This is a genomic window from Streptomyces sp. GL_148 (assembly GCF_057834205.1).
Window position 1 is genome coordinate 3,700,375 of record NZ_CM174396.1, and the last position, 23,726, is coordinate 3,724,100.

General features: G+C 70.3%; 23 protein-coding genes and 1 tRNA gene. 15 read left to right on the plus strand and 9 right to left on the minus strand.

The genetic code is table 11. From position 1 onward, the window contains the following. Positions 1-219: 219 nt before the first annotated feature. A complete protein-coding gene (locus tag AC3IYI_RS16710) occupies positions 220-696 on the plus strand; it encodes an AtaL-like protein (RefSeq protein WP_489410921.1) in 477 nt (158 codons plus the stop codon). An 81-nt stretch (positions 697-777) separates the two neighbouring features. On the opposite strand, the gene AC3IYI_RS16715 is transcribed toward AC3IYI_RS16710, so the two are convergent. After that, positions 778-3,600 (minus strand): ATP-binding protein, encoded by a 2,823-nt coding sequence (locus AC3IYI_RS16715; protein WP_489410922.1) that lies wholly within the window; start codon positions 3,598-3,600, stop codon positions 778-780. Positions 3,601-4,028: 428 nt separating this feature from the next. Between AC3IYI_RS16715 and AC3IYI_RS16720 the strand changes: the two genes are divergently transcribed. The 5 genes from AC3IYI_RS16720 (at position 4,029) to AC3IYI_RS16740 (ending at position 9,381) form a co-directional block, all read left to right on the plus strand. Beyond that, a complete protein-coding gene (locus AC3IYI_RS16720) occupies positions 4,029-4,877 on the plus strand; it encodes a 2-amino-3,7-dideoxy-D-threo-hept-6-ulosonate synthase (RefSeq protein ID WP_489411562.1) in 849 nt (282 codons plus the stop codon). Positions 4,878-4,940: 63 nt separating this feature from the next. Continuing rightward, positions 4,941-6,047: a 3-dehydroquinate synthase II family protein gene (locus AC3IYI_RS16725; protein ID WP_489410923.1), complete on the plus strand. Its 1,107-nt coding sequence runs from the start codon at positions 4,941-4,943 to the stop codon at positions 6,045-6,047. Between the two features lie 8 nt (positions 6,048-6,055). Continuing rightward, positions 6,056-6,832, plus strand: a complete 777-nt coding sequence (locus AC3IYI_RS16730) for an amidohydrolase family protein (RefSeq protein WP_489410924.1) — start codon at positions 6,056-6,058, stop codon at positions 6,830-6,832. Continuing rightward, a complete protein-coding gene (locus AC3IYI_RS16735) occupies positions 6,829-8,142 on the plus strand; it encodes a phenylacetate--CoA ligase family protein (protein WP_489410925.1) in 1,314 nt (437 codons plus the stop codon). The genes AC3IYI_RS16730 and AC3IYI_RS16735 overlap by 4 nt, the downstream gene beginning before the upstream one ends. A gap of 24 nt (positions 8,143-8,166) precedes the next feature. Then, positions 8,167-9,381 (plus strand): FAD-dependent monooxygenase, encoded by a 1,215-nt coding sequence (locus AC3IYI_RS16740; protein ID WP_489410926.1) that lies wholly within the window; start codon positions 8,167-8,169, stop codon positions 9,379-9,381. A 70-nt stretch (positions 9,382-9,451) separates the two neighbouring features. Here the strand turns inward: AC3IYI_RS16740 and AC3IYI_RS16745 are convergent, their stop codons facing one another. Next, entirely contained in the window at positions 9,452-9,880 is a 429-nt protein-coding gene (locus tag AC3IYI_RS16745) for an arsenate reductase ArsC (RefSeq protein ID WP_489410927.1), read from the minus strand. A gap of 107 nt (positions 9,881-9,987) precedes the next feature. Between AC3IYI_RS16745 and AC3IYI_RS16750 the strand changes: the two genes are divergently transcribed. Genes AC3IYI_RS16750 through AC3IYI_RS16760 form a run of 3 tightly spaced genes read left to right on the plus strand, consistent with a single transcriptional unit; the run spans position 9,988 to position 12,252 of the window. Then, entirely contained in the window at positions 9,988-10,302 is a 315-nt protein-coding gene (locus tag AC3IYI_RS16750; RefSeq protein WP_489410928.1) for an ArsR/SmtB family transcription factor, read from the plus strand. 40 nt (positions 10,303-10,342) lie between these two features. Further along, entirely contained in the window at positions 10,343-11,140 is a 798-nt protein-coding gene (locus tag AC3IYI_RS16755) for an aquaporin (protein WP_489410929.1), read from the plus strand. Further along, on the plus strand, positions 11,137-12,252 hold the full coding sequence (locus AC3IYI_RS16760; protein ID WP_489410930.1) for an NAD(P)-binding domain-containing protein: 1,116 nt from the start codon (positions 11,137-11,139) through the stop codon (positions 12,250-12,252). Before AC3IYI_RS16755 ends, AC3IYI_RS16760 begins: the two co-directional genes overlap by 4 nt. A gap of 69 nt (positions 12,253-12,321) precedes the next feature. On the opposite strand, the gene AC3IYI_RS16765 is transcribed toward AC3IYI_RS16760, so the two are convergent. Continuing rightward, complete coding sequence (locus tag AC3IYI_RS16765) at positions 12,322-12,816, minus strand: GNAT family N-acetyltransferase (RefSeq protein ID WP_489410931.1); 495 nt, start codon at positions 12,814-12,816, stop codon at positions 12,322-12,324. After that, positions 12,813-13,178 (minus strand): ArsR/SmtB family transcription factor, encoded by a 366-nt coding sequence (locus tag AC3IYI_RS16770; RefSeq protein WP_489410932.1) that lies wholly within the window; start codon positions 13,176-13,178, stop codon positions 12,813-12,815. Before AC3IYI_RS16770 ends, AC3IYI_RS16765 begins: the two co-directional genes overlap by 4 nt. Positions 13,179-13,293: 115 nt before the next feature. Here AC3IYI_RS16770 and AC3IYI_RS16775 point away from each other — a divergent pair, with 115 nt between their 5' ends. The 3 genes from AC3IYI_RS16775 (at position 13,294) to AC3IYI_RS16785 (ending at position 16,095) form a co-directional block, all read left to right on the plus strand. Then, positions 13,294-14,652, plus strand: coding sequence for an NAD(P)-binding domain-containing protein (locus tag AC3IYI_RS16775; RefSeq protein WP_489410933.1), 1,359 nt, complete (start codon positions 13,294-13,296; stop codon positions 14,650-14,652). A gap of 5 nt (positions 14,653-14,657) precedes the next feature. Next, the gene (locus tag AC3IYI_RS16780; RefSeq protein WP_489410934.1) at positions 14,658-15,890 is read left to right on the plus strand and encodes an MFS transporter; all 1,233 of its coding nucleotides are present in this window, start codon (positions 14,658-14,660) and stop codon (positions 15,888-15,890) included. Positions 15,891-16,022: 132 nt separating this feature from the next. Next, positions 16,023-16,095, plus strand: a tRNA-Arg gene (locus AC3IYI_RS16785). Positions 16,096-16,200: 105 nt separating this feature from the next. Here AC3IYI_RS16785 and AC3IYI_RS16790 read toward each other — a convergent pair. Then, a complete protein-coding gene (locus AC3IYI_RS16790; RefSeq protein WP_489410935.1) occupies positions 16,201-17,853 on the minus strand; it encodes a tyrosine-type recombinase/integrase in 1,653 nt (550 codons plus the stop codon). A 187-nt stretch (positions 17,854-18,040) separates the two neighbouring features. Here AC3IYI_RS16790 and AC3IYI_RS16795 point away from each other — a divergent pair, with 187 nt between their 5' ends. Then, positions 18,041-18,229, plus strand: a complete 189-nt coding sequence (locus tag AC3IYI_RS16795; protein WP_489410936.1) for a DNA-binding protein — start codon at positions 18,041-18,043, stop codon at positions 18,227-18,229. Between the two features lie 305 nt (positions 18,230-18,534). Further along, the gene (locus AC3IYI_RS16800; RefSeq protein ID WP_489410937.1) at positions 18,535-19,476 is read left to right on the plus strand and encodes a recombinase zinc ribbon domain-containing protein; all 942 of its coding nucleotides are present in this window, start codon (positions 18,535-18,537) and stop codon (positions 19,474-19,476) included. 65 nt (positions 19,477-19,541) lie between these two features. Here AC3IYI_RS16800 and AC3IYI_RS16805 read toward each other — a convergent pair whose 3' ends face one another. From AC3IYI_RS16805 to AC3IYI_RS16820, 4 genes are all read right to left on the minus strand, one after another. After that, positions 19,542-20,138 (minus strand): hypothetical protein, encoded by a 597-nt coding sequence (locus AC3IYI_RS16805; protein WP_489410938.1) that lies wholly within the window; start codon positions 20,136-20,138, stop codon positions 19,542-19,544. Next, a complete protein-coding gene (locus AC3IYI_RS16810; protein WP_489411563.1) occupies positions 20,135-21,292 on the minus strand; it encodes an MAB_1171c family putative transporter in 1,158 nt (385 codons plus the stop codon). Before AC3IYI_RS16810 ends, AC3IYI_RS16805 begins: the two co-directional genes overlap by 4 nt. 13 nt (positions 21,293-21,305) lie before the next feature. Continuing rightward, the gene (locus AC3IYI_RS16815; RefSeq protein ID WP_489410939.1) at positions 21,306-21,986 is read right to left on the minus strand and encodes a hypothetical protein; all 681 of its coding nucleotides are present in this window, start codon (positions 21,984-21,986) and stop codon (positions 21,306-21,308) included. 171 nt (positions 21,987-22,157) lie between these two features. Next, positions 22,158-22,664: a helix-turn-helix domain-containing protein gene (locus AC3IYI_RS16820; protein ID WP_489410940.1), complete on the minus strand. Its 507-nt coding sequence runs from the start codon at positions 22,662-22,664 to the stop codon at positions 22,158-22,160. Positions 22,665-23,227: 563 nt separating this feature from the next. Between AC3IYI_RS16820 and AC3IYI_RS16825 the strand changes: the two genes are divergently transcribed. Next, on the plus strand, positions 23,228-23,551 hold the full coding sequence (locus tag AC3IYI_RS16825; protein ID WP_489410941.1) for a hypothetical protein: 324 nt from the start codon (positions 23,228-23,230) through the stop codon (positions 23,549-23,551). Positions 23,552-23,726: the final 175 nt, after the last annotated feature.

Sequence of the window (23,726 nt, forward strand, 5' to 3'; positions counted from 1 at the left end):
ATCACCAGCCTCGTCAACCACGCCTCTTCTCGCATCGCGTCTTTACGTGATCCTCGGCCGGTCCGGCCGGCGTGGCCGCGGTCCGGCGCCGGAGAGAAGCTCACGCGAACCGGGGATGTCCCGTGAGGCGCAGAGGGGGAAGCTGTCCTTCGGCGAGAGCGCCGCGACGCGCGGGCGACGGAGTCCGCCGCGGTGCCGGCCCACAGGAGGCGAAGACCCATGTCCGTGCTGAGCTGGACGGTGCCGGTCGTAGGAGAGGACGGCGGGGTCAAGCAGCTGCTGGACCCCGAGGAGGTCTGGCAGGGGCTGCTGCGCAAGGCGGAGAACCCGGTCCCGTTCATCGCCGGCATCACCGACTGCCAGGTGCTGGAGCGCCATGACGACGGTCTGCTGCGGGAGATCACCGTGGCGGGCCAGGCCAAGGCCCGGGAGCGGGTCGTCTTCCACGACCGCCGCCTCATGGTCTTCCAGCAGCTGGACGACCCCTACCTGGCGGAGATCCGCAACGAGATCGGGCACGACGAGCAGGGGGCCACGACGCTCACGATCAGGGTGGTGCTCTCGGCGAAGGGGAAGGCGAAGGGCGAGCAGGACCGCTCCTTCGTGGAGTCGACCGCCCAGTACTTCGGCGGGATCGTGCAGCCGATCGTCGACACCATCGTCGGCATGCGGAAGGAGCTGAGCCCCCGGGCCTGACCGCCAGGGGGTGTCCGGCGGTCACAGCCCCGGGGGACCAGGGGACCAGGGGACCAGGAGACCAGGAGACCAGGAGGAGGATCAGGCGACGGCCGGCTCCTCGCCCGCCTCGTGGACCATCGCCTGCCGTGCGAGCTCCACCCGGCTGGAGACGCCCAGCTTGGCGAAGGCATGACGCAGATGCGTGTCGACGGTGTGCGGCGACAGGAACAGCCGCTCGGCGGTGGCCCGGTTGGTCAGCCCTTCGGCGACCAGACGCACCACGCGCAGCTCGGCATCCGTCAGGCTGTCCCAGCCCGTCTGCGCCCGCTGCACCGACTGCCACTTCTTACGGCGCACGCCCAGCGTGCGCAGCGCCCGCTGGACCCGTGCCACGGACCGGGTGGCCCCGCAATGCGTGAACCGGCCGAGTGCCTCCTCGAACAGGGCGACAGCGTGAGTACGGCGCCCCGCCCGGGCCTCGGCGGCCGCGGTGTCCTCCAGGGCGATGCCCCGCGCCAGGTGGCGCGGGCTCGTCCGGTACGTCTCCACCGCGGCGTGCAGGGACGCCACGTCGTCGTGCAGGAGGCCCTCGGCGTGGTGCATGGCGGCCGTGAGCGAAACGTTCTTCGGGGTGTTGTCGGCCAGCCGCCGGGCCGCGGCCGCGGCCGCCTCCGCTTCCGGGCGCGCCCCCGCGTCGAGCGCGAACCGCACCAGCCCCGGTGACGACCACGAGACCTGGGTCAGCAGCAGGGGGCGGTCCTCGAGCTGCTCGTAAACCGCCGACAAGGCCGTCACCGCCGCCTTCGAGTCCCCCGCGGCGTACGCCAGCTGGGCCTGCAGCCAGGCGATGTCCTCCGCCACGACGCCGCTTCCGGAGTCGGCCATCCGGCGCGCGTCCTTGAACATCCCGCGGGCCCGCACCAGTTCGTCCCGGTGGATCGCCACCTGGCCGAGGATGGCGATCAGCGACGGAACGATGGCGAGCGCACTGAGCTGCTCGGCCACCGCCTTCCCGGCCAGCGCCTCCGCCTGGGCGTCGTCCAGCTGGCCGGCCATCATCCGCAGCTCGGCCCGGCCGTAGTGCCACAGGGGCAGTGACCAGGCGGAGCCCAGTGTGCGCGCGTCGCCCTCCCCGAGCTCGAAGACGGCATCGGCCTCGCTGAAGCGGTCGGCGGCGACCAGGGCGCGGCCCAGCCACAGCCGGGGGTGGCGGTGACGCGCGTCCCGGCCCGCGTCGTCGGCCAGTTGCACGGCGTCGGAGGCGAGTGACACGGCCTCGTCGATCCTGCCCCGGATCCGCGCGGCGGCGCTGCGGGCCGCACCCGCGTACACCGCCGTCTCCGGCTCCCCGAGCGCCATCGCCTCGGTCGCCGCGGCCTCCGCGCCGCTCAGGTCGTCGCCCGTGAGTAGGGCGTGCGCCTGGACGGCGAGGAGCTGTCCCCGTACCGCGTCCGGAATCCCGGGGTGGGCCAAGGCCCGACGGGTGTACTCGACCGCCATCGCGTCCTGGCCGGCGTGCTTCAGCGCGTCGGCCAGTCCCACGTAGACCGCCGCCTCCTGGACGCGGCTGATGTTGTGGTGCAACGCCACCCCGCCCAGCTCACGGGCCTCGGTGATGCGACCGGACGAAGCCAGGAGGCTCACCGCCCTGGCGATGAGGGCAGGCGCCTTGGGGTCGTCGGAAGGCAGGATGTCGAGCGCCTCCAGCATCATGTCGGCGGCCGTGCTGGGGGAGGTGGAGGCCACCTCATTCGCCGCCTCGCAGAGCACGCTGATGGTGTGCGGGCTGTTCCTGCAGGCCCCCCGGATCAGGTGCAGAGCGGTCTCGGCACGGGGCCTGCCCGTGGCCTCCAGGACGGTGGCGGCCTCTTCGTGCAGGACCCGCCGTACCGATCCGGTCATCCCGTCGTACACCGCCTCCCTGATGAGGTCGTGGCGGAAGGCGAGCGCCGTGCCGTCGTCCACCAGGACGTGTGCCTCCACCGCCTCCTCGACTTGGGACAGGAGGGCGACACCGCGCTCGCCGAGCAGGCCGGCCGCCTCGCTCAGCAGGAACGGCCGGCCGAAGACGGAGCCGGCCTCCAGGAGTCGGCGGGTCGGCGCGGACAGGTGGCGCAGCTGGTAGTCGACCGCGGACAGGAAGTCGTCGGGCAGCGCGTCGTTCCCGACGACTCCCACCGTGCCGTCGGCGCGGGACAGCCGGCCGCTGTCCTCCAGGGTGTTGAGCAGCTGCCCGAGCAGGAAGGGGTTGCCGCCGCTGCCCGCCGCGAGCGACGCCAGCTCGGAACTGGGGGCCGCGCCGAGCGCGTGCGAACAGAACTGGGCGATGGCGTCGCTGCCGAGCGGCTCGAGCGCGACATGCCGTGCTCCGTCCTCGAGGAGCCGGCCGACCACGTCGTACCTCGGTGACTGGGCCGACGGCGGGCGCCGCGCCAGCAGCCACATCACCGAGCAGGCGCGCAGCCTGGGCACCAGGATCTGCAGGGTGAACGCCGTGAGCTCGTCCATCGACTGGGCGTTGTCCAAGGCGATGAGCAACGGGCGGGTGCGGGCGTACTCCTCGATGAGGTCGCCGAGCCGGCTGACCAGCCAGAAGCGGTTGGCCTCCTGGCCCCCCAGGCCGCCGAGCGCCGCCATGTCCGCCGAGTCGACGACGGCGGGCACGCTCTCCCGCAGCGCGGACAACAACACCGCGAGCGGCGCCACCCGGTCCAGCGCGGTGGCCCGGCCGAGCGCGGCCGTCATCCCCAGCAGCCCGGCTTCCCGGGCAGCCTCCTGCAGCAGCCGGCTCTTGCCGATTCCGGGCGGCCCGTCCACCACGAAGCACTGGCCGGTTCCCGACGCCGCCGCTCTCAGAGCTTCCTGCAGGCCGGCCAATTCGGTTTCCCGGCCGAAAATCGCACCGGTGCTCTCCACAGTCATGATCTGCATCGTTCCCCCGTGGCGATCGCTGGCGATAAGCACCTGATTCTCCACTCCGGGCCTCCTGCCAGCACGTTTTTCCGATATCACGATAACCGCTACAGGCCAGTTGGCCCTTGGTGATTCACGGTGGATGATCTTGAAATTGGCCGAAAACATTCCCTGCGCGGAGGCTGATATGTCAAATGCGCGGAGTGCCGACGGAATTCCCCTCCGTACGCCCGCACCGGCGGCCCCACGCCCCCCGACCCGGCGCGGTCCGCCGCTCGAATCTCCCGTGTCCCTCATGGACGGGATCACGTAAACGGGCGATGGCGCGCCACGGCCGGTCGACGAAAACTAGCCGTCGACGGGCCAGGGCAAGCCGACTGAGCCGGGACTGAGGACCGCTGGGTTCCCGCCCGACGCCCGCAAGGAGGGGATACGTGATGGTCACCAATCTTTCATTCGGCCGGAGGATCCGGCTGAGGCGCCTGTACAGCGACGGCGGCCACCCGCTGCTTGTCGTACCGCTGGACCACCCCATCAGCGACGGGCCGATCCCCATGCGGGACGGTGGACTGGACGCCCTCGTCGGACAGATCGCCGACAACGGCGCCGACGCGGTGGTCCTGCACAAGGGCGGGCTGCGCCACGTCAACCCGGACCGGTTCCGCACGACCTCGCTGATCGTCCATCTGAGCGCGAGCACCATGCACGCCCAGGACCCGGACGACAAGTACCTGGTGGCCGGCGTCGACGAGGCACTGCGGCACGGCGCCGACGCGGTCAGCGTGCACGTCAACCTCGGCTCGGCCGAGGAGCGGCAGCAGATCACGGACCTCGGCCACGTGTCGGACCTCTGCGACCGCTGGAACGTTCCTCTGCTGGCCATGATCTATCCGCGGGGCCCGAAGGTCACCAATCCGCGGGACCCCGCCCTCGTCGCCCACGCCATCACCGTGGCCACCGAACTCGGCGCCGACATCGTCAAGACGCCGTACGTGGGCTCGCCCGACGAGATGGCGGACGTCGTCAAGAACGCGGCCATCCCGGTCATCGTCGCCGGAGGCCCGCGCAAGACCGCGGTGCCCGACGTACTGGCCTACGTGGACGAGGCGCTGCGCGGCGGCGTCAGCGGCTTCGCGATGGGTCGCAACATCTTCGAGTCCGCCGACCCCGGCGCGATGACACGACAGATCGCGCAGCGCCTGCACCAGCTCCGCGGATACGGCATCAGCGACCGTCGCGCCACACAGGACCCGAGCACGGAACAGCTCCGCACCCTGGTCGGCTGAGCCGCACCGGCCGTCGTCCAACCTTTCGCTCCATACCACTCACATCCATACGGGAGTACCAAAATGAAGATCAGCTGGCTTGACATCCGAGGTCTCGGCGAGACCAAGGAGGCGATCCTCCAGGAGGCGCTGCACTACCGCCTCGAAGGCATCGTCGCGGACGAGGCGGCCGATCTGGCGGACCTGCCGCCCACGATCACCAAGATCCTCTTCCCGCAGGGCAAGGACCTGCCGGAGGACTTCGGGGACGCGACCGTGGTCGTCGTCGACCCCGCCCGGCACGGCGTGACCCCGGCCGAACTGGCCGTCAAGCACCACGGGGTGGAGTTCGGCCGTTTCGTCGAGATCATCGACGCGCCGACCCTGGAGGACGCCTGCGAGTCGGCGCGCACCGAGCGGTGGAGCCTGCTGCTCTTCCGCGACCCCACCAAGATCCCGCTGGAGATCGTGATCGCCGCGGCCGCCCGCTCGACCGGCAGCATGGTCACCATCGCCCAGGACGTCGAAGAGGCGGAGATCATCTGCGGTGTCCTGGAGCACGGCTCGGACGGCGTGATGATGGCGCCCAAGGCGGTCGGCGAAGCGGCCAAGCTGAAGGCCGCGGCGCAGTCCGACGTGCCGGACCTCAACCTGACCGAGCTGGAGATCGTGGAGACCTCGCACATCGGCATGGGCGAGCGGGCGTGCGTGGACACCTGCACGTACCTCCGCGAGGACGAAGGCATCATGGTCGGCTCGCACTCCAAGGGCATGATCCTGTGCGTCAGCGAGACGCACCCGCTGCCCTACATGCCGACCCGCCCGTTCCGGGTGAACGCCGGCGCCATCCACTCGTACACGCTCTCCAAGGACGAGCGCACCAGCTACCTCAGCGAGCTCAAGTCGGGCAGCAAGGTGATGGCCGTCGACATCAAGGGCGGCACCCGGATGGTGACCGTCGGCCGGGTGAAGATCGAGTCCCGTCCGCTCATATCCATCGACGCGGTCGCGCCGAACGGCCAGCGGGTCAACCTCATCCTGCAGGACGACTGGCACGTGCGGGTGCTCGGCCCCGGCGGCGTCGTGCTCAACAGCACCGAACTCAAGCCCGGTGACAAGGTGCTCGGTTACCTGCCGACCGAGGACCGTCACGTCGGTTACCCGATCGACGAATTCTGCCGCGAGCAGTGAGTCCGCACATGCCGGCCGTGGAGGCCGGGCGTTCGGTGCTGGACTTCCATGTGCGGCTCGCCCCGGTGCCCCAGGCACCAGGGCGCCTGCTCGCCACCATGGACGAGTGCGGCATCGGACGTGCGGTGGTCTGTGCGGGCGGCACCATGCCGCTCGCGCAGCTCTCCCGCTTCCTGGTGGAAGGCGGGCACATCGAAACCGACGCCGACAACGACGCGGTGCTGCGGGCCTGCGCGGCGTCGGACGGCCGGCTGATCCCGTTCTTCTTCGCCAACCCGCACCAGGACCCGGAGCACTACCGCCGCGCGGCGGCGGACTTCCGCGGCATGGAGATCTCCCCGGCGGTGCACGGAATCGCGCTGAACGACCCGCGCACCGCCGGTCTCGTCGAGGTCGCCCGGGACGTCGGGCACAGCGTGTACACCGTCTGCCTGGAACGCTCGGGCAGCCGGGTCGCCGACCTCGTGTCGCTCGCCACCCGCTATCCCGAGGTCACCTTCGTCCTCGGGCACGCGGGCATCGGGAACATCGACCTGTACGCCGTCGAGCTGATCGCCCCGCTGCGGAACGTGCTGCTGGAGACGTCGGGCGGCTACACCTGCGTGGCCCGCGCCGCAGTTGAGCAACTCGGCGCGGACCGGGTGCTCTTCGGCTCCGAGGCCCCGCTGCAGCACCCCGAGGTGGAGCTGACCAAGCTCCGCCGCCTGGGGCTCGGCGACGACGACTGGCAGAAGATCGCGTGGCGCAACGCGTCCCGTCTTCTCGGATGGGAGGAAACGCCATGACGAAGACCGGCAAGCTGCCCCGCATCGGCGACTGGTCCACCTACGAAGAACTGGCGGCGCTGCAACAGAAGCAGCTGCCCGCGGTCCTCGCGCGGGCCGTCACGTCGCCCTTCTACCGAGCCCGGCTGGGTGCGGACGCGATATCCGCCGGCCCGGCCGCCTTCGGCGCGCTCCCCACCACCACCAAGTCCGACCTGCGCGACAACTATCCGTTCGGCATGCTGGCGGTGGCCAAAAGCGAGCTGGCGACGTACCACGAGTCCAGTGGCTCCACCGGTCAGCCCACACCCTCCTTCTACACGGAGGACGACTGGGTCGATCTCGCCGAACGCTTCGCCCGCAAGTGGGTCGGCATGGACGCGTCGGACACGCTGCTCGTGCGCACCCCCTACGCCATGCTGCTCACCGGGCATCTGGCGCACGCGGCGGGACGGCTGAACGGCGCGACCGTGGTTCCCGGCGACAACCGCTCGCTCGCCATGCCGTACTCCCGGGTGGTCAGGGCCCTGCACGACCTCGAGGTGACGCTGACCTGGTCGATGCCCACGGAGTGTCTGCTGTGGGCCGCGGCGGCCGGGGCCGCGGGGCTCCGGCCCGACCGGGACTTCCCGGCACTGCGCGCCCTGTTCGTCGGCGGCGAGCCGCTGAGCGCGGCCCGGCGAGCCAGGATCAGCAGGCTGTGGGGCGTGCCGGTGGTGGAGGAGTACGGCTCCACCGAGACCGGAAGTCTGGCCGGCGAGTGCACGCACGGCCGCCTGCACCTGTGGGCCGACCGTTTCCTGTTCGAGGTCCGCGACCCGGACACCGGGGAGATCGGCCCGGAGGGCGTGGGGCAGCTGGTCGTCACACCGCTCCACCGGGAAGCCATGCCGCTGCTGCGCTACAACCTGGAAGACTCGGTCGAGGTGTCGTACGACCCGTGTCCGTGCGGCTGGGTGCTGCCCACCGTCACCGTCCTCGGACGGGCCGTCTACGGGCACCGGATCGGTGACACCCTGGTCACCCAGCACCGGCTGGAGGACCTCGTCTACCGCCTCCCCTTCGAGTACGGAGTGCTGTTCTGGCGCGCGCAGACCGCCTCCGACCACCTGCGGGTCGAGATCGAGGTGGCGGCCGAGCATCAGGCGGCGGCGTGCGCCGAACTGGCGGATGCGGTGCGGCGGGAGCTGGGCGTCGCCTGCAAGGTCGAGGGGATCGCCCCGGGCAGCCTGGTCCCGCAGGACGTGCTGACCGGTATGCCCGACGTCGTCAAACCCAGAAGTCTGTTCGGCCCGGACGAGGACTGGAACAAGGCCATCCTCTACTACTGAGACCGCCCGTCGAGAGTTGTGATCATGATCCAGAATCGAACGCCTTCCCTGGGGAAGCGGGGCGGCGTCCGCATAGCGGTCGTGGGCGCCGGCATCGCCGGCCTCACCGTGGCACTGTCCCTCAGTCGTGCTGGTATCCGCTGCGAGGTCTTCGAACAGGCGAAGAACCTGCGTGAGGTGGGGGTCGGTGTGCAGCTCGCACCCAACGCCACCCGCCTCCTGCACCGTCTGGGTCTCGCCCACCGGCTGAACTCGGTGGCGGTGCGCCCCTCCGCCGTGGAGATGCGCAGCTGGGACGACAACCGGCTGCTCGGCCGCACCGAGCTCGGCAGCGCCTGCGAAGAGCTCTACGAGGCGCCGTACTACACGGTGCACCGCGCCGATCTGCACCAGGCGCTGCTGTCGAGCATCGATGGCAACATCCTGCACATCGGGCGTCGGTGTGTGGGTGTCGAGGAGCTGCCGGAGGGGGCGCTGCTCCGCTTCGAGGACGGCTCGACCTACGAGGCCGACGTCGTGATCGGCGCAGACGGCATCCACTCGGTGGTGCGCGACACCCTCGCCATGGACGAGCCCAGGTTCTCCGGGCAGTCCATCTACCGGGGGCTGGTGCCGGCCGAACAACTGCCGTTCCTCCTGGAGGATCCGAAGGTCCGGCTGTGGTTCGGACCGGAACAGCACTGTGTGTGCTACCCGGTGAGCGCCGGACGGTGGATCAGTGTCGGGGCCACGGCTCCGGCCGGCGACTGGTCGGTCGAGTCGTGGACGGCCGAAGGCCGCGTCGAGGACCTGCTGGAGACCTACCAAGGGTGGAACGAGGAGGTGCTCAGCGTCCTCAAGGCCCTCGACTCCGTGGGCCGCTGGGCCCTGCACGACCGCGACCCGCTCACCCACTGGTCCACTCGCCGGATCGCGGTCGTCGGGGACGCGGCACATCCCATGCTTCCCTTCCAGGCGCAGGGAGCCAACCAGGCGATCGAGGACGCCGTCGTGCTCACCGCCTGCCTGCAGGGTGTCCAACCGGACGACATCCCGGCGGCGCTCGCCCGTTACGAGCAGGTGCGCCGGCCGCGTACCGACGAACTCCAGCAGATGTCCCGGGCGAACTCGCGGACCTTTCACCTCTCCGACGGGGAAGGGCAGCGCGAACGCGACCTGGCGCTTGCCGGCACGCAGAACCTGCGCGAGCAGGACTGGTTGTACGGCTACGACGCCGAGGCCGCACTCCTCGGGAAGTAGCGTGCCGGACGGACGACGCGACGACGCCGCAGCCTGTGGGCCGCGGCGTCGTCGCGTCGTGCGGTGGCGGTCAGCGCGCGTCGGCCTGCTTCTTGGCGTCGATCTCGGCGATCAGACCCTCGATGAGGCCCTTGATCTCGTCGCGGATGGGGCGGACGGCCTCGACGCCCTGGCCTGCCGGGTCCTCGAGCTGCCAGTCGAGGTAGGTCTTGCCGGGGAAGTACGGGCAGGCGTCGCCGCAGCCCATCGTGATGATGTAGTCCGACGCCTGTGCGGCCTCGGGGGTGAGGACCTTCGGCTTCTGGTCGGAGATGTCGATGCCCAGCTCGGCCATGGCGGCCACGGCGGAGGGGTTGATCTGCTCGCCGGGCACGGAGCCGGCGGAGCGGACCTCGACGCGGTCGCCGGCGAGGTGGCGCAGGAACCCGGCCGCCATCTGGGAGCGGCCCGCGTTGTGGATGCAGACGAACAGCACGGACGCGAGCGGGGTGGAGGACATCGGTTCTTCCTTCATCGGCAGGGTCAACGGGGCCGTCCATCTCGCTCGGGCGACAATGACTCAGCCCGGACTGGTATCAGCCCCGGATGATGTGACAGTATCAGTCCATGATGACGTCAGTCGACACTGAACTGATCCGAGTCCTGGCAGACCCCCTCAGGCTTCAGATCGTGACCCTGCTCTCCCGCGAGACGCTGTGCACCACGCACCTCGTGGAGGAGACCGGTGCCAAGCAGACCAACCTCTCGAACCACCTGAAGGTGCTCAGAGAGGCCGGGTTCGTGGAGACCGAACCGTGCGGCCGCTTCATCTACTACAGACTCCGCCCGGAAGTCATCGAGGCCATCGCCGCTCAGTTCGCCGGCCTCGCGCAGGCCTCGCGTGCCACGTCCGAAGCGAACATCAAGCGGTCCTGCCCATAACCCGCTTGTTTCCCCCTCACCTGCCCGAGGAGAACCTGCCTTGTCCGTCACCGAGCCCGTCGGCGCCGCCCCCGCAGCGGTCCCCGCGATACCCGCCGACGCGCCCCCGCCCGTACCCGGCGCGACCCCGCCCGCCATCCCGCTGGTGGCCCGGGCCGCCGCCGAACTCGTCGGGACGGCCGCGCTGGTCGCGATCGTCGTCGGGTCCGGCATCCAGGCGACGAAGCTCACCCAGGACGTGGCCCTGCAACTGCTGGCCAACTCCACCGCCACCGTCTTCGGCCTCGGCGTCCTGATCGCCCTCCTCGGCCCGGTCTCCGGCGCCCACTTCAACCCGGTCGTCAGCCTCGCCGAGTGGTGGACCGGCCGCCGCAGCGGCGGCGCCGGCGTCACCGCCCGCGACCTGGCCGTCTACATCCCCTCCCAGATCGTCGGCGCCATCGCGGGTGCGATCCTCGCCGACGCGATGTTCGGCGAGCCGCTGGTGAAGTGGTCCACCCACGACCGCTCCGCCGGGAACCTGCTGCTCGGCGAGGTCGTGGCCACCGCCGGCCTGATCCTGCTGATCTTCGGCCTGGCGCGGACGGACCGTCTGCGCTTCGCGCCCGTCGCGGTGGCCTCGTACATCGGCGCCGCGTACTGGTTCACCTCCTCCACCTCCTTCGCCAACCCAGCCGTCACCATCGGCCGCGCCTTCACCGACACCTTCGCGGGCATCGCCCCCGCCTCGGTGCCGGCGTTCGTGGGCGTGCAGCTCGTGGGGGCCGTGGTGGGCCTGGCCCTCGTCGCGGTCATCTTCATGCGCGGCAAGACGGACAGCGGGTCGCCCGCGGCATGACGCAGCACGCGGATGTGGTGGTGATCGGCGGCGGCCAGTCCGGGCTCGCCGCCGGCTACCACCTGCGCCGCCTGGGCATCGAGCACGTCATCCTCGACGCCCAGGAGGGTGCGGGCGGAGCCTGGCAGCACACCTGGGACTCCCTCCACCTCTTCTCCCCGGCGGCGTACTCCTCGCTGCCCGGCCGGTTCATGCCCGTCCAGGAGGGCGAGGTCTACCCGGACGCCGGGCACGTGGTCTCGTACCTCGCGGACTACGAGAAGCGGTACGAGCTCCCCGTGCGGCGGGGCGTGCGGGTCGACGCCGTCCACCGCGACGGCGACTTCCTGCGGGTGGCGACGGATTCCGGGGACTGGCGGGCCCGTGCGGTCGTCGGCGCAACCGGGACGTGGACCCGCCCCTTCCTGCCCGCCGTCCCCGGAGGGCGCGAGTTCCGGGGCCGCCGGCTCCACACCGTCCAGTACGGCAGTCCCGGTGAGTTCGCCGGGCAGCGCGTCATCGTGGTGGGCGGTGGGAATTCCGGGGCCCAGATCGCCGCCGACCTCGCGTCCGCCGCCGACCTCGTGTCTGCAGCCGACCTCGCGTCCGTCGCCGACCTCGCGTCCGTCGCCGAGCTGACGTGGGTCACCCAGCGTCCGCCCCGCTACCTGCCCGACGACATCGACGGCCGGGCCCTCTTCGACGCGGCCACCGCCCGCCGCCAGGCCCTGGACGCGGGCCGCACCGACACCGGCGGTGTCGCCTCGCTCGGTGACATCGTGGCCGTGCCCCCGGTCCGCGCGGCCCGCGACGCCGGACTCCTGACGGCGAAGCCGATGTTCACCCGCCTCACCGCCACCGGCGTGGAATGGGCCGACGGCACCCGGGCCGAGGCCGACGCGGTCATCTGGTGCACCGGCTTCCGGCCCGCCCTCGCCCCCTTCGCCCCGCTGCGCCTGCGCGGCAGCCGCGGCCACATCGCCACCGCAGGCACTCGCGCCGTCGACGAACCCCGCCTGCACCTGCTCGGCCACGGCGACTGGACCGGCCCGGCCTCCGCCACCCTCATCGGCGTAGGCCGCCCGGCCCGGGACGCGGCCCGCGAGATCGCGGAGCTGCTGGGGCGCCGCTGAGCCGGAACGGCAGAGGCGGCACAAGGTGGGGCCGGGTCGTCCGGCTCACGCTCGACAGCGGGATCGCGGTCAGCTGATCGTCGGGCTGCGGCGCTCCAGCAGGACGACGTCGCGCCATACGCCGTGGTGGCGGCCGATGCGCGCGCGCGTGCCGATGACGCGGAAGCCGGCCCTCTGGTGCAGGGCCAGGCTCGCGGTGTTCTCGGGGAAGATCCCGCACTGGATCGTCCAGATGCCCGCCGCCTCGGTCGAGGCGATCAGCGCGTCGAGCAGGGCGCGGGCGACGCCGCGGCCCCGGGCGCCGGGGTGCACGTAGACGGAGTGCTCGACCACGCCCGCGTACGCGCACCGGTCCGAGACCTTGGACGCGGCCACCCAGCCGAGCAGCTTCCCGTCCTGGCCGACCGCGACGAAGCGGTGTCCGGGCCGTTTCCCCGCGTCGAAGGCTTCCCAGGCGGGGGCCTCGGTCTCGAAGGTGGCGTTGCCCTCGTCGATCCCGGCTTCGTAGATCGCCAGGACCTCGTCCGCGTGCGCCCGGGTCAGCGGCTCGATGCGCAGGCTCATACCGTGCCGGCCCGGGTCAGGATGGCGCCCATGGCGGTGAGCACGGCGGGCTCCACGCGGTAGTAGACCCAGGTGCCGCGGCGCTCGGAGGAGAGCAGGCCGGCGTCCTTGAGCTTCTTCAGGTGGTGGGAGACCGTCGGCTGGGAGACGCCCACATCCGAGATGTCGCACACGCAGGCCTCTCCGCCCTCGTGCGAGGCGACGGCCGAGAACAGCCGCAGGCGCACCGGGTCGCCCAGGGCCTTGAACATCACCGCGGTCCGCTCGGCCTCCTCGGCCGTCAGCGGGCGCTCCGACAGGGGCGGGCAGCACGCCTCGGCGGCGTCCGGCTCCAGCAGGGGCAACACCCTCGTGGTCGACATGCCCTCATCATCCCCAGAAATTAGATGGATGTCTATGTTGACGAACGTCGATGTCCGGTGCCACCCTAGGGGCGTCAGGACATCGACAAACGTCGAATCAACAGGGGAGCCCGTCGTGAACGCATCCACCGAAGCCCTGCCCGTCGTCGTCATCGGAGCCGGTCCGATCGGCCTCGCGGCCGCGGCCCGGCTCGTCGAGCGGGACATCGAGCCCCTCGTCCTGGAGGCGGGCTCCGCCGCCGCCTCCGCGGTCCGCGACTGGTCGCACGTACGGCTCTTCTCCACCTGGGGCGAGGTCGTCGACCCGGCCGCCGAAAAGCTCCTCGCCCCCACCGGCTGGGTCAAGCCCGACGCCGACACCTACCCCTCCGGCGGGGAGTGGGCCGAGCTCTACCTCCAGCCCCTGGCCGACGTCCTCGGCGAGCGCGTCCGCTACGGCGCGACCGTCACCGGCGTCTCCCGCACCGGCCGCGACCGCATCGTCGACGCCGACCGCGAAGCCCAGCCCTTCGTCATCCACCACACCACGGCCGACGGCACCGAGGCCCGCGTCTTCGCCCGCGCCGTCATCGACGCCTCCGGCACCTGGTCCACCCCCGGCCCGGCCGGTGGCAGCGGCCTGCCCGCCCTCGGCGAAAAGAGCGCGGCCGACCGCATCGCGTACCGCGTCCCGGACCTCAAGGACCCCTCCATCCGCGCCCGTTACGCCGGCAAGCGCACCGCAGTCATCGGCTCCGGAGCCTCCGCCTTCACCGCGCTCGCCTACCTGGCCGACCTCGCGAAGGAGCAGGAGGGCACCCACGCGGTCTGGATCCTGCGCCGCGGCATCTCCGGCTCCACCTTCGGAGGCGGCGAAGCCGACCAGCTGCCCGCCCGCGGCGCCCTCGGTCTCGCCGCGAAGGCCGCCGTCGACGGCGGCCACGCCGACGCGGTCACCGGCTTCCGCACCGAAACCGTCGAGCGGGACACCGACGGCCGCCTGGTCCTCGTCGGCGAGGACGGCCGCCGCCTGGACCCGGTCGACGAGGTCATCACCCTGACCGGCTTCCGACCCGACCTCACCTTCCTCGACGAGCTGCGCCTCGGCCTGGACGAACGCCTCCAGGCCCCCACGGCCCTCGCCCCCCTGATCGACCCCAACCAGCACTCCTGCGGCACCGTCTACCCGCACGGCGCCGCCGAGCTCTCCCACCCGGAGAAGGGCGTCTATCTCGCCGGCATGAAGTCCTACGGCCGCGCCCCCACCTTCCTCGCCATGACCGGCTACGAGCAGGTCCGCTCCATCGCCGCCGCCCTCGCGGGCGACCACGAGGCCGCCGAACGCGTCGAGTTGACCCTCCCCGAGACCGGAGTCTGCGGCGGAGCCGGCCTCTTCGAGCAGCCCACGGCAGCCGAAGAGACCAGCGGCGGAGGCTGCTGCGCGGCCCCGGCCACCCTCACCATCGGCGCCCCGGCCTCCTCCGGCGGCTGCTGACCTCCGTGTCACACACCCAGGCCGACGTGGCCGCGACCGGGACGGGGGTCCGATCACGGCCACGCGGCGTCCTCCCGGCCCTCTGTGCCACTCAGATCACGAGCTGGGGCATCGTCTACTACGCCTTCCCCGTCCTGCTCCCGCGCCTGACGGCGGACACCGGCTGGTCCCTCAACGCCGCGACCGCAGCCTTCTCCCTCGCGCTCGTCGTCTCGGCGGTCGCGGGCATCCCGGTCGGCCGGATCCTCGACCGTCGGGGCCCGCGCGCGGTGATGACCACCGGATCCGTGATCGGCGTCCTGGCCATCCTGCTGATCGCAGCATCCCCCAACCTGCTTGTCTTCACCTGCGGTTGGATCCTCGCGGGCGTGTCCATGGCCGCCACCTTCTACCCGCCCGCCTTCGCCGCCCTCACCCGCTGGTGGGGCCCCGACCGCATCCGCGCCCTGACGATCGTCACCCTTGCCGGCGGCCTGGCGTCCACCCTCTTCGCTCCGCTGACCGCGACCCTGGCCGAACACCTCAGCTGGCGGGCCACCTACGTCGCCCTCGCCGCCATCCTCGCCGCCATCACCATCCCCGCACACGCGCTCGCCCTGCGCGCCCCCTGGCCCCCGGCCCCGCCCGCCCCGCCCTCCGTCGGCCGCACACCGGTCACCCGCAGCCGCCCCTTCCTCCTCCTGGCCGTCGCCTTCACCCTCTCCGGCTTCGCCATGTACGCCGTCGTCATGAGCCTCATCCCGCTCCTCACCGAACGCGGCGCCGACGCGACAACCGCCGCCTGGGCCCTCGGACTCGGCGGCGCTGGCCAGACCCTCGGCCGTACCCTCTACGCCGGCCTCTCCACCCGCACCTCGACCACCACCCGCACCGTCACCCTGCTCGCCCTGGGCGGTGCGACGACAGCGGCCCTCGCCCTGGTGCCGGGTCCGATGCCCCTGCTGATCGCGCTCGCGGTCCTAGCCGGAGTCGTACGCGGCAACCTGACCCTGCTCCAGGCCACAGCAGTCACCGACCGATGGGGCACCACGCACTACGGCCGCCTTTCCGGCCTCCTCGGCGCCCCGGCCCACATCGCGGGAGCATTGGCCCCCTGGGCCGGCGCAGCCCTCGCGGGCCCGCTCGGCGGCTACCCCCACCTGTTCGCGGCCCTGGCCTCACTCTCGGCCGTGGCCGCCTGCCTCGCACTGGCCACTTCGGGGAAGGCCCACAACCAGGCGTCCTCGGCTTCCCCCTAGCAACAACTGAGCCGCAGAGCCCCCCACTGATCCGCTACCCTGTCCCTGGGCTGCCCTTGCGGCAGCCCAGGACCTCGCCGAGGCGAGCCGCACTCTCACGCAGAGCATTCGGCCACGCTGCACGCAAGGCCCGCCTTCGTAGCTCAGGGGATAGAGCACCGCTCTCCTAAAGCGGGTGTCGCAGGTTCGAATCCTGCCGAGGGCACAGAGAAACGCCTGGTCACAGGCGTTTGAGTGCCGAGAAGGGCCCTTGGATCTTGAATCCAAGGGCCCTTTCGGCCTTCCCGGGGGACAGATGGGGGACAGCGCGCTAGGCGGCGATCTCCCGGCCCTCTGCGTCCGATGAGCTGCTGATGAGCACCAGGTGGGGTGCCTGGTCGGTGGTCGGCTCTTCCTCGGGCGGAGCTTCGGGCTGGGACTGTCCCCCGCCGGGGCTCTCCGCAGTTGAAGCCTGGGCACGCGGGACAACGGCCACCGTGGCATCGGCGTTCGCCTTGTCGAACTGCGGCATGAGCGAGGTGTACGTGTCCGCGGTGAGGCTGAAGCTGGCGTGCCCCAGGAGCAGCTGTATCGCCTTCATGCTCAGGCCTGCGATCAGGGAGAGGGACGCGGCGCAGTGCCGGAGGTCGTGCAGTCGGATGGGCGGCAGGTCGTGGCGCTCAAGGAACCGCTCGAAGGTCTGGCTCACGTGCTTGGGGTTCCAGGGCCGGCCGTCCTCCATGGTGAAGACCTTCCCTGAGTCGAAGAACGGGCCGTACTTCTGAGGCTTGTCGGGGTTGTCGGCCTTCCACTGCGCGCGCTTGAGCTCCCATCGCTCGCGCTGGCCCTTCTGCACTTCCCGCCAGGCAGCGAGGAGCGTCAGGGTGATGGAGTCGAAGGTGACCGTACGGCGGCTGGCTCGGCTCTTGGGGGTCTCGGCGTAGGTCTCGTACGAGGAACGGACGGCCAGCGTTTCGACCAGGTTGGCGTATCCCTGGTCAAGGTCCACCTCCGTCCAGGGCAGGCCGGTGGCTTCGCCTCGGCGGGGGCCCCGGAACGTCATCCAGTGCCACATGACGTACATGGAGTGGTCGACGGCCAGGTCGAGGAACTCCCCGGTCAGCTCCGGCGTCCAGACCATGACGGGGCCGGGAACCTCCCCGGTCTCCCGCCAGCGGGCGACCCGCTCGGGTGTCCACACGAGCGGGTCGGGCTTCTCGTACGTGGGGATGATGACCGCGTCACACCAGTTCTCCGTGATCAGCTTCTCGCGGACGGCGGACGCCATCGCACCGGAGAGGCACTGGAGGAACTTCTCCTGCCGGCCGGGCCCGGTGTCCTGACGGGGCTTCGCGTACGCCTCCTTGAGGGCAGTACGGGCGGCATCCCACCGCTCACGCAGGTGGGGCGGTCGAGGCTTGGGGGCCTGTTTCCAGGCCTGGTGCGCTTCGTCGACCTCGGACTTCGCGAGGATGGCGGCCACGCGGTTGGCTGCCTTGACCTCGTTGAAGTCCCAGATGCCCTTGAACATCGCCTGGATGTGTCTGGTGCGCAGGTCGCGCATGGGCACGTCACCGAAGGCGGGGATGTAGAGGCGGTGGATGAAGTCGTGGTGGTCCTCCCGGGTGCTCTCCTTGAGGTCGACCCGGGTCTCGTGCCAGCGGAGCAGGAACTGCTGCGCGGTCTCCTTGGACTCGATGTCTATGCCGTCGCTGGCCTCATCCCACAGCTTCTGGGCATCCTTCGCGGCGGCCTTACTCGTGAGGTAGCCGCCCTTGCGCGGCCGGCGGTTACCCGTGCCGGGGAACTCGGAGAGGTTGACGTAGTAGTACCAGGAGCCGTGGTCCTTCTTCTTGAGGTCGGGGCAGTCGGATCCCATCTCGCGCGTGGCGGGTTCGCCGTTCGCCTTGAACATCGGCTCGCCGGCGGCGTCGAGCTTGGGCTCGGTGCACTTGCACCGCTTGTAGGTGCTCCCCTTGAACACGTGTCCCCCTCTGAGCTGGGCTGTCCTTACGTGTCCTGATCTTTCTGTACCGAAGGGGACGCCTCCTTGGGCACCGTATGCTTCCGGTCAGGTGGCGCGGGGAAGAGGGATGTGACCACCTATGTCCTCATCTGCATCTGTCGCGCAGGAACTTCCGGGGGGCCGGGAGCGGCGCGGGGCGATGACCATGGCGGAGCTGCTGGAGCTGCCGCCGATGGTGAACGTGACCACTGCGGCCCGCGCCTTGTCGATCGGCAAGGACACGGCGTACAAGCTGATCAAGTCCGGGGAGTTCCCTGTTCAGGTCATCGCGCTGGGGTCGACCTCGAAGGTGGCGACCGCCTCGCTGTGGGAACTGCTTGGCGTTCGCCACTGACCTCTGTGCGTTGACCTATTTCTCCGAAGCCCGCCCCTCGCGTCGAGGTGGCGGGCTTCGTGTCGCCTGCGCACTGACCTGCGCGTTCGAATAATTCGCCTGATGTACGTTCACACTGATGAAACATTGTGAGGTGCGCCACAACAGGGCAACCTTTCGACCCTTCTACCTGTGGCTTTCGTGTACCGCCCATGAACAGACCCGACAGCGGACTGTTCGAACGTCGCGCAACACGTACATTGGCCTATTAGACAGGTGAGCGGCTACTCATCTGCACGCGATCATCACGCGAGGGATTGAGACATATGGGACGGCTGTCCGGCTACGCCAGCGGCGGGGGGCTCGACTCCGACGAAGCGGCGTACCTGCGGCAGGCGGCTTCCCGGTTCTTCCCGACCGACCCGCAGATGTCGCAGAACTCCATCGCCCTCTGGGTCAACGACCATGGCGGGCGCACCTCTACCGGTGGGCTCTGGCGCGGCGAGACCCTAGTCCGCACGCTGTCCCACCCGAGGATGGCAGGGCTGGACGCGGACGGTAATCCCATCGAGGGCTTCGGGGAAACGGTCCTGGCCCCGGGCGAGTACCACCGCCTCATGGCGCGCTTCAAGGAGCGGCAGGCCCAGCCGGCACCGCGCCGGGACGCATACGATTACCTGCTCACCCATGGGCTCTCGGACTGCGGCGAATGCGGCTACGACATGTCGGGGGCCCGGGTCAACGCCGACGCGGGACCGGGATATCGCTGCCTGCCCCCCACCGGGAACCGTGCCTCGTGCGGCAAGGTCCGTATGAACGCGGACCGTCTCGAGCCCGCCGTGGCTGAGCAGGTCCTCGCGGACCTCCTGCGGCCAGGAGTCCACGCGAAGCTCCTGCGCCTCCAGAAGGACGCCAGAGAAGAACTGGCCCGCCTCCGTGAGCACATCGACGGAGCCGAGGATCGTTTTGCGGCTCTCAAGTCCATGCGGAAGTCCATGGTCCCCCAGGCGTACAAGGCAGCGGAGCAGGCTACGAAGGACGACCTCAAGGCCTGCCTCGTTCGCGTTCGGTTCCTTGGGCAGCTCGCCAAGGTTCCCCTCTCCGACGTGAACGACATCGTGTCCTGGTGGAATTCGGCGCCGCGCGCTTCGCAGCGCGGTCTGGTGATGCTGTCGGTGACGAAGGTGCACGTGCTGGCTTCCGGTGGCGGCCGCAACCACGACCCGCACAGCCGCATCCGGATCGACTGGCGGACGTCCACCAGCTGACTGCGGCCGCTACGTGCAGAGGGGCCCCGACCTGGGTTGGTCGGGGCCCCTCTGCACGCGTTGCGTCAGCTCATAGCCGCGAAGACCGGCCCGGCGACAGCGGCGCCCAGGGCCGCGCCGGCGAGCACTTGGGCGGGGGTGTGATCGCGGAGGCGGACGCGCGACCAGCCGACGAGGACCACCAGGGCGAACGCGGACAGCGTCCACGGACCGTAGGCCAGTGCCAGCATGACGACGGCCCCGCTGGATACGGCCGTGTGCACGCTGATCTTCCACACGGTCGTGATGGCGAGGATGGCCACGAGCGTGGCGAGCATCGCGAAGATGAGGGCGGTCATCTCCTCCGGGGCGTCCAGGGCGAGCATCCCGGAGATGCAGACGATCACCGAGACGATGATTCCGGGGATGACGACGAGGCGGTCCTGCCGGCGCCGGACATGCCGGTCGCCCCAGTGGCCGCGCCGCTCACCCCACTTGATCCACAGGATGGGGACAACGCCGCAGAAGAAGCCCGCGACAAGGCCCCAGCCGATTCCGGCGAGCCGGTCGGCGTACCAGCCCATCAGGAGGGTGACGGCCAGAATCCAGGTGCGCGGTTCCAGGACGTCGGTGACCTGCTTCGCGAACGATGCCTCCGCGCCGGGTGCGGTGGTGGTGGTCATGCAGGGATCTCCTGGTGGTTGCGGGCGAACTCCGCAGCTGCGGGGCTGCGGTACACGGCGGCCATGACGAGCATCGAGCGGACCTCGGCGTCGAAGTCGGTGTCTTCGTCGTCCATGTGGTTCACCTTGGGGACCGACTCGCAGACGGGGCTGGCGCCGCGGAGCTTCGCCTCCCACGCTGCTCGCACCCACAGGCCATCGGCGTAGGCGTCCCGCTTCGGGGCGGGGACGTCGGCCGTCGCTGTCTGTGCGGCGTCGAGGGTCTGTGCTGGCACGTAGGCGCGCAGGACCAGGACCACGTCCCAGATTTCGATGAGTCGGCGGTGAAGGCGCAGGCGAGGGCTTCGGCCGACGGGGTCGTTGAGGACGACGTCGGGGACGACCTCGGTCAGGGCTGTCCACAGCGGCTCGACCTGGCGCAGTGCCCGGCGGTAGGTGACGGTCCTCCACAGCACTCCGGCAGCGGGGACGGAATTGCCGAGGACGATCAGCAGGATCGCGAGGTACTCGACGAGGTCCGCGATCGTCTGGGTGGTGTCGTCGTCGGTGACGAACTCGGTGCCGGCCAGCCGGGTGGCCATGTGCGCGATGCGCCACAGCGTGTAGAGGGCTCCGAAGGCGGTACCGGCGCCCAGGAGGCGCAGGCCCGTGCGCAGGGGTGCGCCGGCTGCGTGGCGGCTGTAAGACCAGAAGAGCCAGCTGGAGATGGACATCGCGACGGCCAGATAGCCGAGGAAGACCATGCAGTAGGCGGTTCCGGTGGGTTGTCCGAGGTTCGCCTCGAAGAAGTTGTGGACCTCGTCAGGCCTCGGGGTGAGGGTGAAGAGGGTGGCGAGCAGCACGATGCTCGCGGCGGCGATCCCGTACAGGGGCCACCGGCCTCGGGCCAGGGCGGCCGGTCTGGCCATCGCGATGACGAAGATCAGGACGAACGTCGACCCGGCTATGCCGACTGCGTGTTGCAGCAGCGTGGCCAGGTTGGTGATCCCGAGGGGCTCGATGACGATCCGCTTCACCGCGGGGCGGGCGATGGTGCAGGCGACGGCGACGGACGTGAACGCGGCCCACAGGGGCCGCTGTCGCTGGACTCGGATGGCGGCGGGCAGGCGCCAGGCGGCAACAAGCCAAAGGGCTAGGACAACTGCGGTTTTGATGGGTCAGACTTTCTTACTGGGTGGGGTGTCCGAAGGCGTCGCTGAGTCGTTCGAGAACGTCTGCGCCTTCGGCCGTCCGTGACCGCGCCTCGGTGCGGCTGGCCTTCTCGTGAATGAGAGTGGCCAAGGTCTCCGCATCTGATTCCTGCGGCCCGGAGTATTTCGTTCGGCCGAGGAGGGCGGCCATTGCGCTGGGGGAAATCCCCAATTCCTCGTCCTCTGCGGTCGTCTTGGCGAGCTGGGCGCGTACCCGGGCAGCGTGGGCGCGCATGAACTCGGAGACCGGCAGGTCGGGTTCGCTGCGTCCGAACTTCTCGGTGTGCGCGGCGAACGGGTTCGCGGGGAATCCGGCGGGCAGCTCGCCGTCGCCCTCTGGGCCGCTCAGGGTGTCGAAGTGCGGGCCGACGTGGCCGAGCAGCATGTGCGAAATCTCGTGGAGGACGATCTGCCGGCGCAGGATGGCGCTGGCCGCAGGCTGGTAGAAGACCAGGTCGAAGGCATCAAGGCTCATCCACAGGCCGCATGGCAGGTCCGGGTTCGAGTCGTCGAGCTGCTGGAGGAACAGGGGCCGACCGCGGTCTTCGGCGACGGCCTCGCAGAACGCTTCGAGGTCGAAGGGGGTGGGGATGCTCAGGCGGGCGACGAGCTTCTTGAGCGGGTCACCCGTCGTGCTCTCCAGCCGCTTCCACCACATGGTTCGCGCCCCCGCTTTCCGGCCTGCACTGGCCGGACCTCCCCGGGCGCCTGCTGACAGAGCCGGGAATTTCCTCGGCGTCGTGCGCAAGGGTATCGCCATTGGACTGGACCACTGAACGTATTTCACTGGGTGAAATAGACGGTGAGACGGCGGGCCCTTCGGGCAAGATCACTTTTTGCGCCTGCGGCCGGGCTTCTCGTCGACAACGGGGAGTCCTTCAAGATCGCGGGCGCCCTCGACCATCCCCTGAATTCCCTTGAGGGTCTTGGCTGATAGGCCTCGCAGGCGGAATGCGATGGCCCGGACGTGGCCGTCCTCCAGAACCTCGGCGAGGTCGTCGCTGGCCTTCGCGAGCTCGACGCCTTCCTTGATCTCGCGCATCCGGCGGTCGGTGGCCTCCGCCACCTCTTCGTCCACGAAGTAGCTGGTCGAGACGCCGAAGAACTTCGCGAGCGCCCTCATCGAGTCGAGGCTTGGGTTGGTGACCTTGCCGGTTCGGATGTTCGCGATGGTGGCGTGCGTCACCGTCGGATCGCCCGGCCCGGCCGACCTCTTGATGAGGTCCTCGATCTCCCGGGGCGTATACGGGCCCCGCCCGGCTGGGTGCAGCTCCGCGATCAGGTGAGCGAGCCTCCGGGCCATGAAGCCTTCGCCAATGTGAGCGCGGTCGCCCATGGCTTCTATCACTACTCCTCGCCCCTCGGGGCTGTCGCTTACCGGAAACCGAGATCCTATCTCGTCCGCTTTACGCAGCCGACCAGCCCACCCCTCGCCCATGTCTCGTTGATTTGACACGCCTGGGAGTGGACTGCGTATGTTCTGACGACCTCGCCCAGGGGCTTCCGCTTCGTACGCTCCACCGTGCGCCGCTCCACTGACCAGGGGTGACACCGCACTCGTCCAGGCCTCAGCCCTGGACTCGACCCCGGAGAGAACGTGCAGCAACCAACGCCCGACGCCGCTTTACGGGACTGAGGCCAAAGGCGGCATCCGCGGCCCCGTGCCTCCGGGGCCTCGCGACGCAACTTCTTCTTCGACCCCTGCCCACACCTGTGCACCACGGCCGCCACAAGCAGCCCGCACAGGCGGGCCGGAACGCGCATTCGCCTGCTGGCCGGCGGCAGATCCCGCCGGGCTTCGGGCAGCACACGATCAACGGCACGCCGGGGACATGGCGCGCTGGGGCACGGGGCGGCCGAGGCGAAACCTCGCGCGCCTCGAACGACTTTGGGGGACTCGTGATCGACGTACAGCGCATCATCGCGCTGTCGCAGCAGCCGCGACCAGGCGGGGCCGACGGCCCACTGGGCAACGCCTCGGACGCGCTGCGCCTGCTGGGCCATCTCGACTACGAGGACGACCTCCTGGCGATGCCGATCGCCTGGAGTGAAGGCGCCTGCCGTGACGCGGGGCGCAGGGCGGGAGCCGGCCGGGCCGCGAAGGCCCTGTGCTCCGCCTGCCCGCTGCACGTTCAGTGCGCCTCCGCGCTGATGGCGGGTGCGCCGCCTGAGGTGCGGCAGTGGCGTGAGCGCGTGGACGGGGGTCGCGCGCTCGCGGCATGAGGAGGGGGGCCGAGGGGCGCCGGAGAGATCCGGCGCCCCTCGGCGTTTTCCCAGCTCACGGCCCCGCTCCGATGTGACCTAGGTCATTCCACCCTCACCCTCGGGGGCTGGACACTCCCCTCAGCCATAGTAGAATTCAGGTATAAGCAAGGGCAGGGAAGCCCAAAGCCAAACA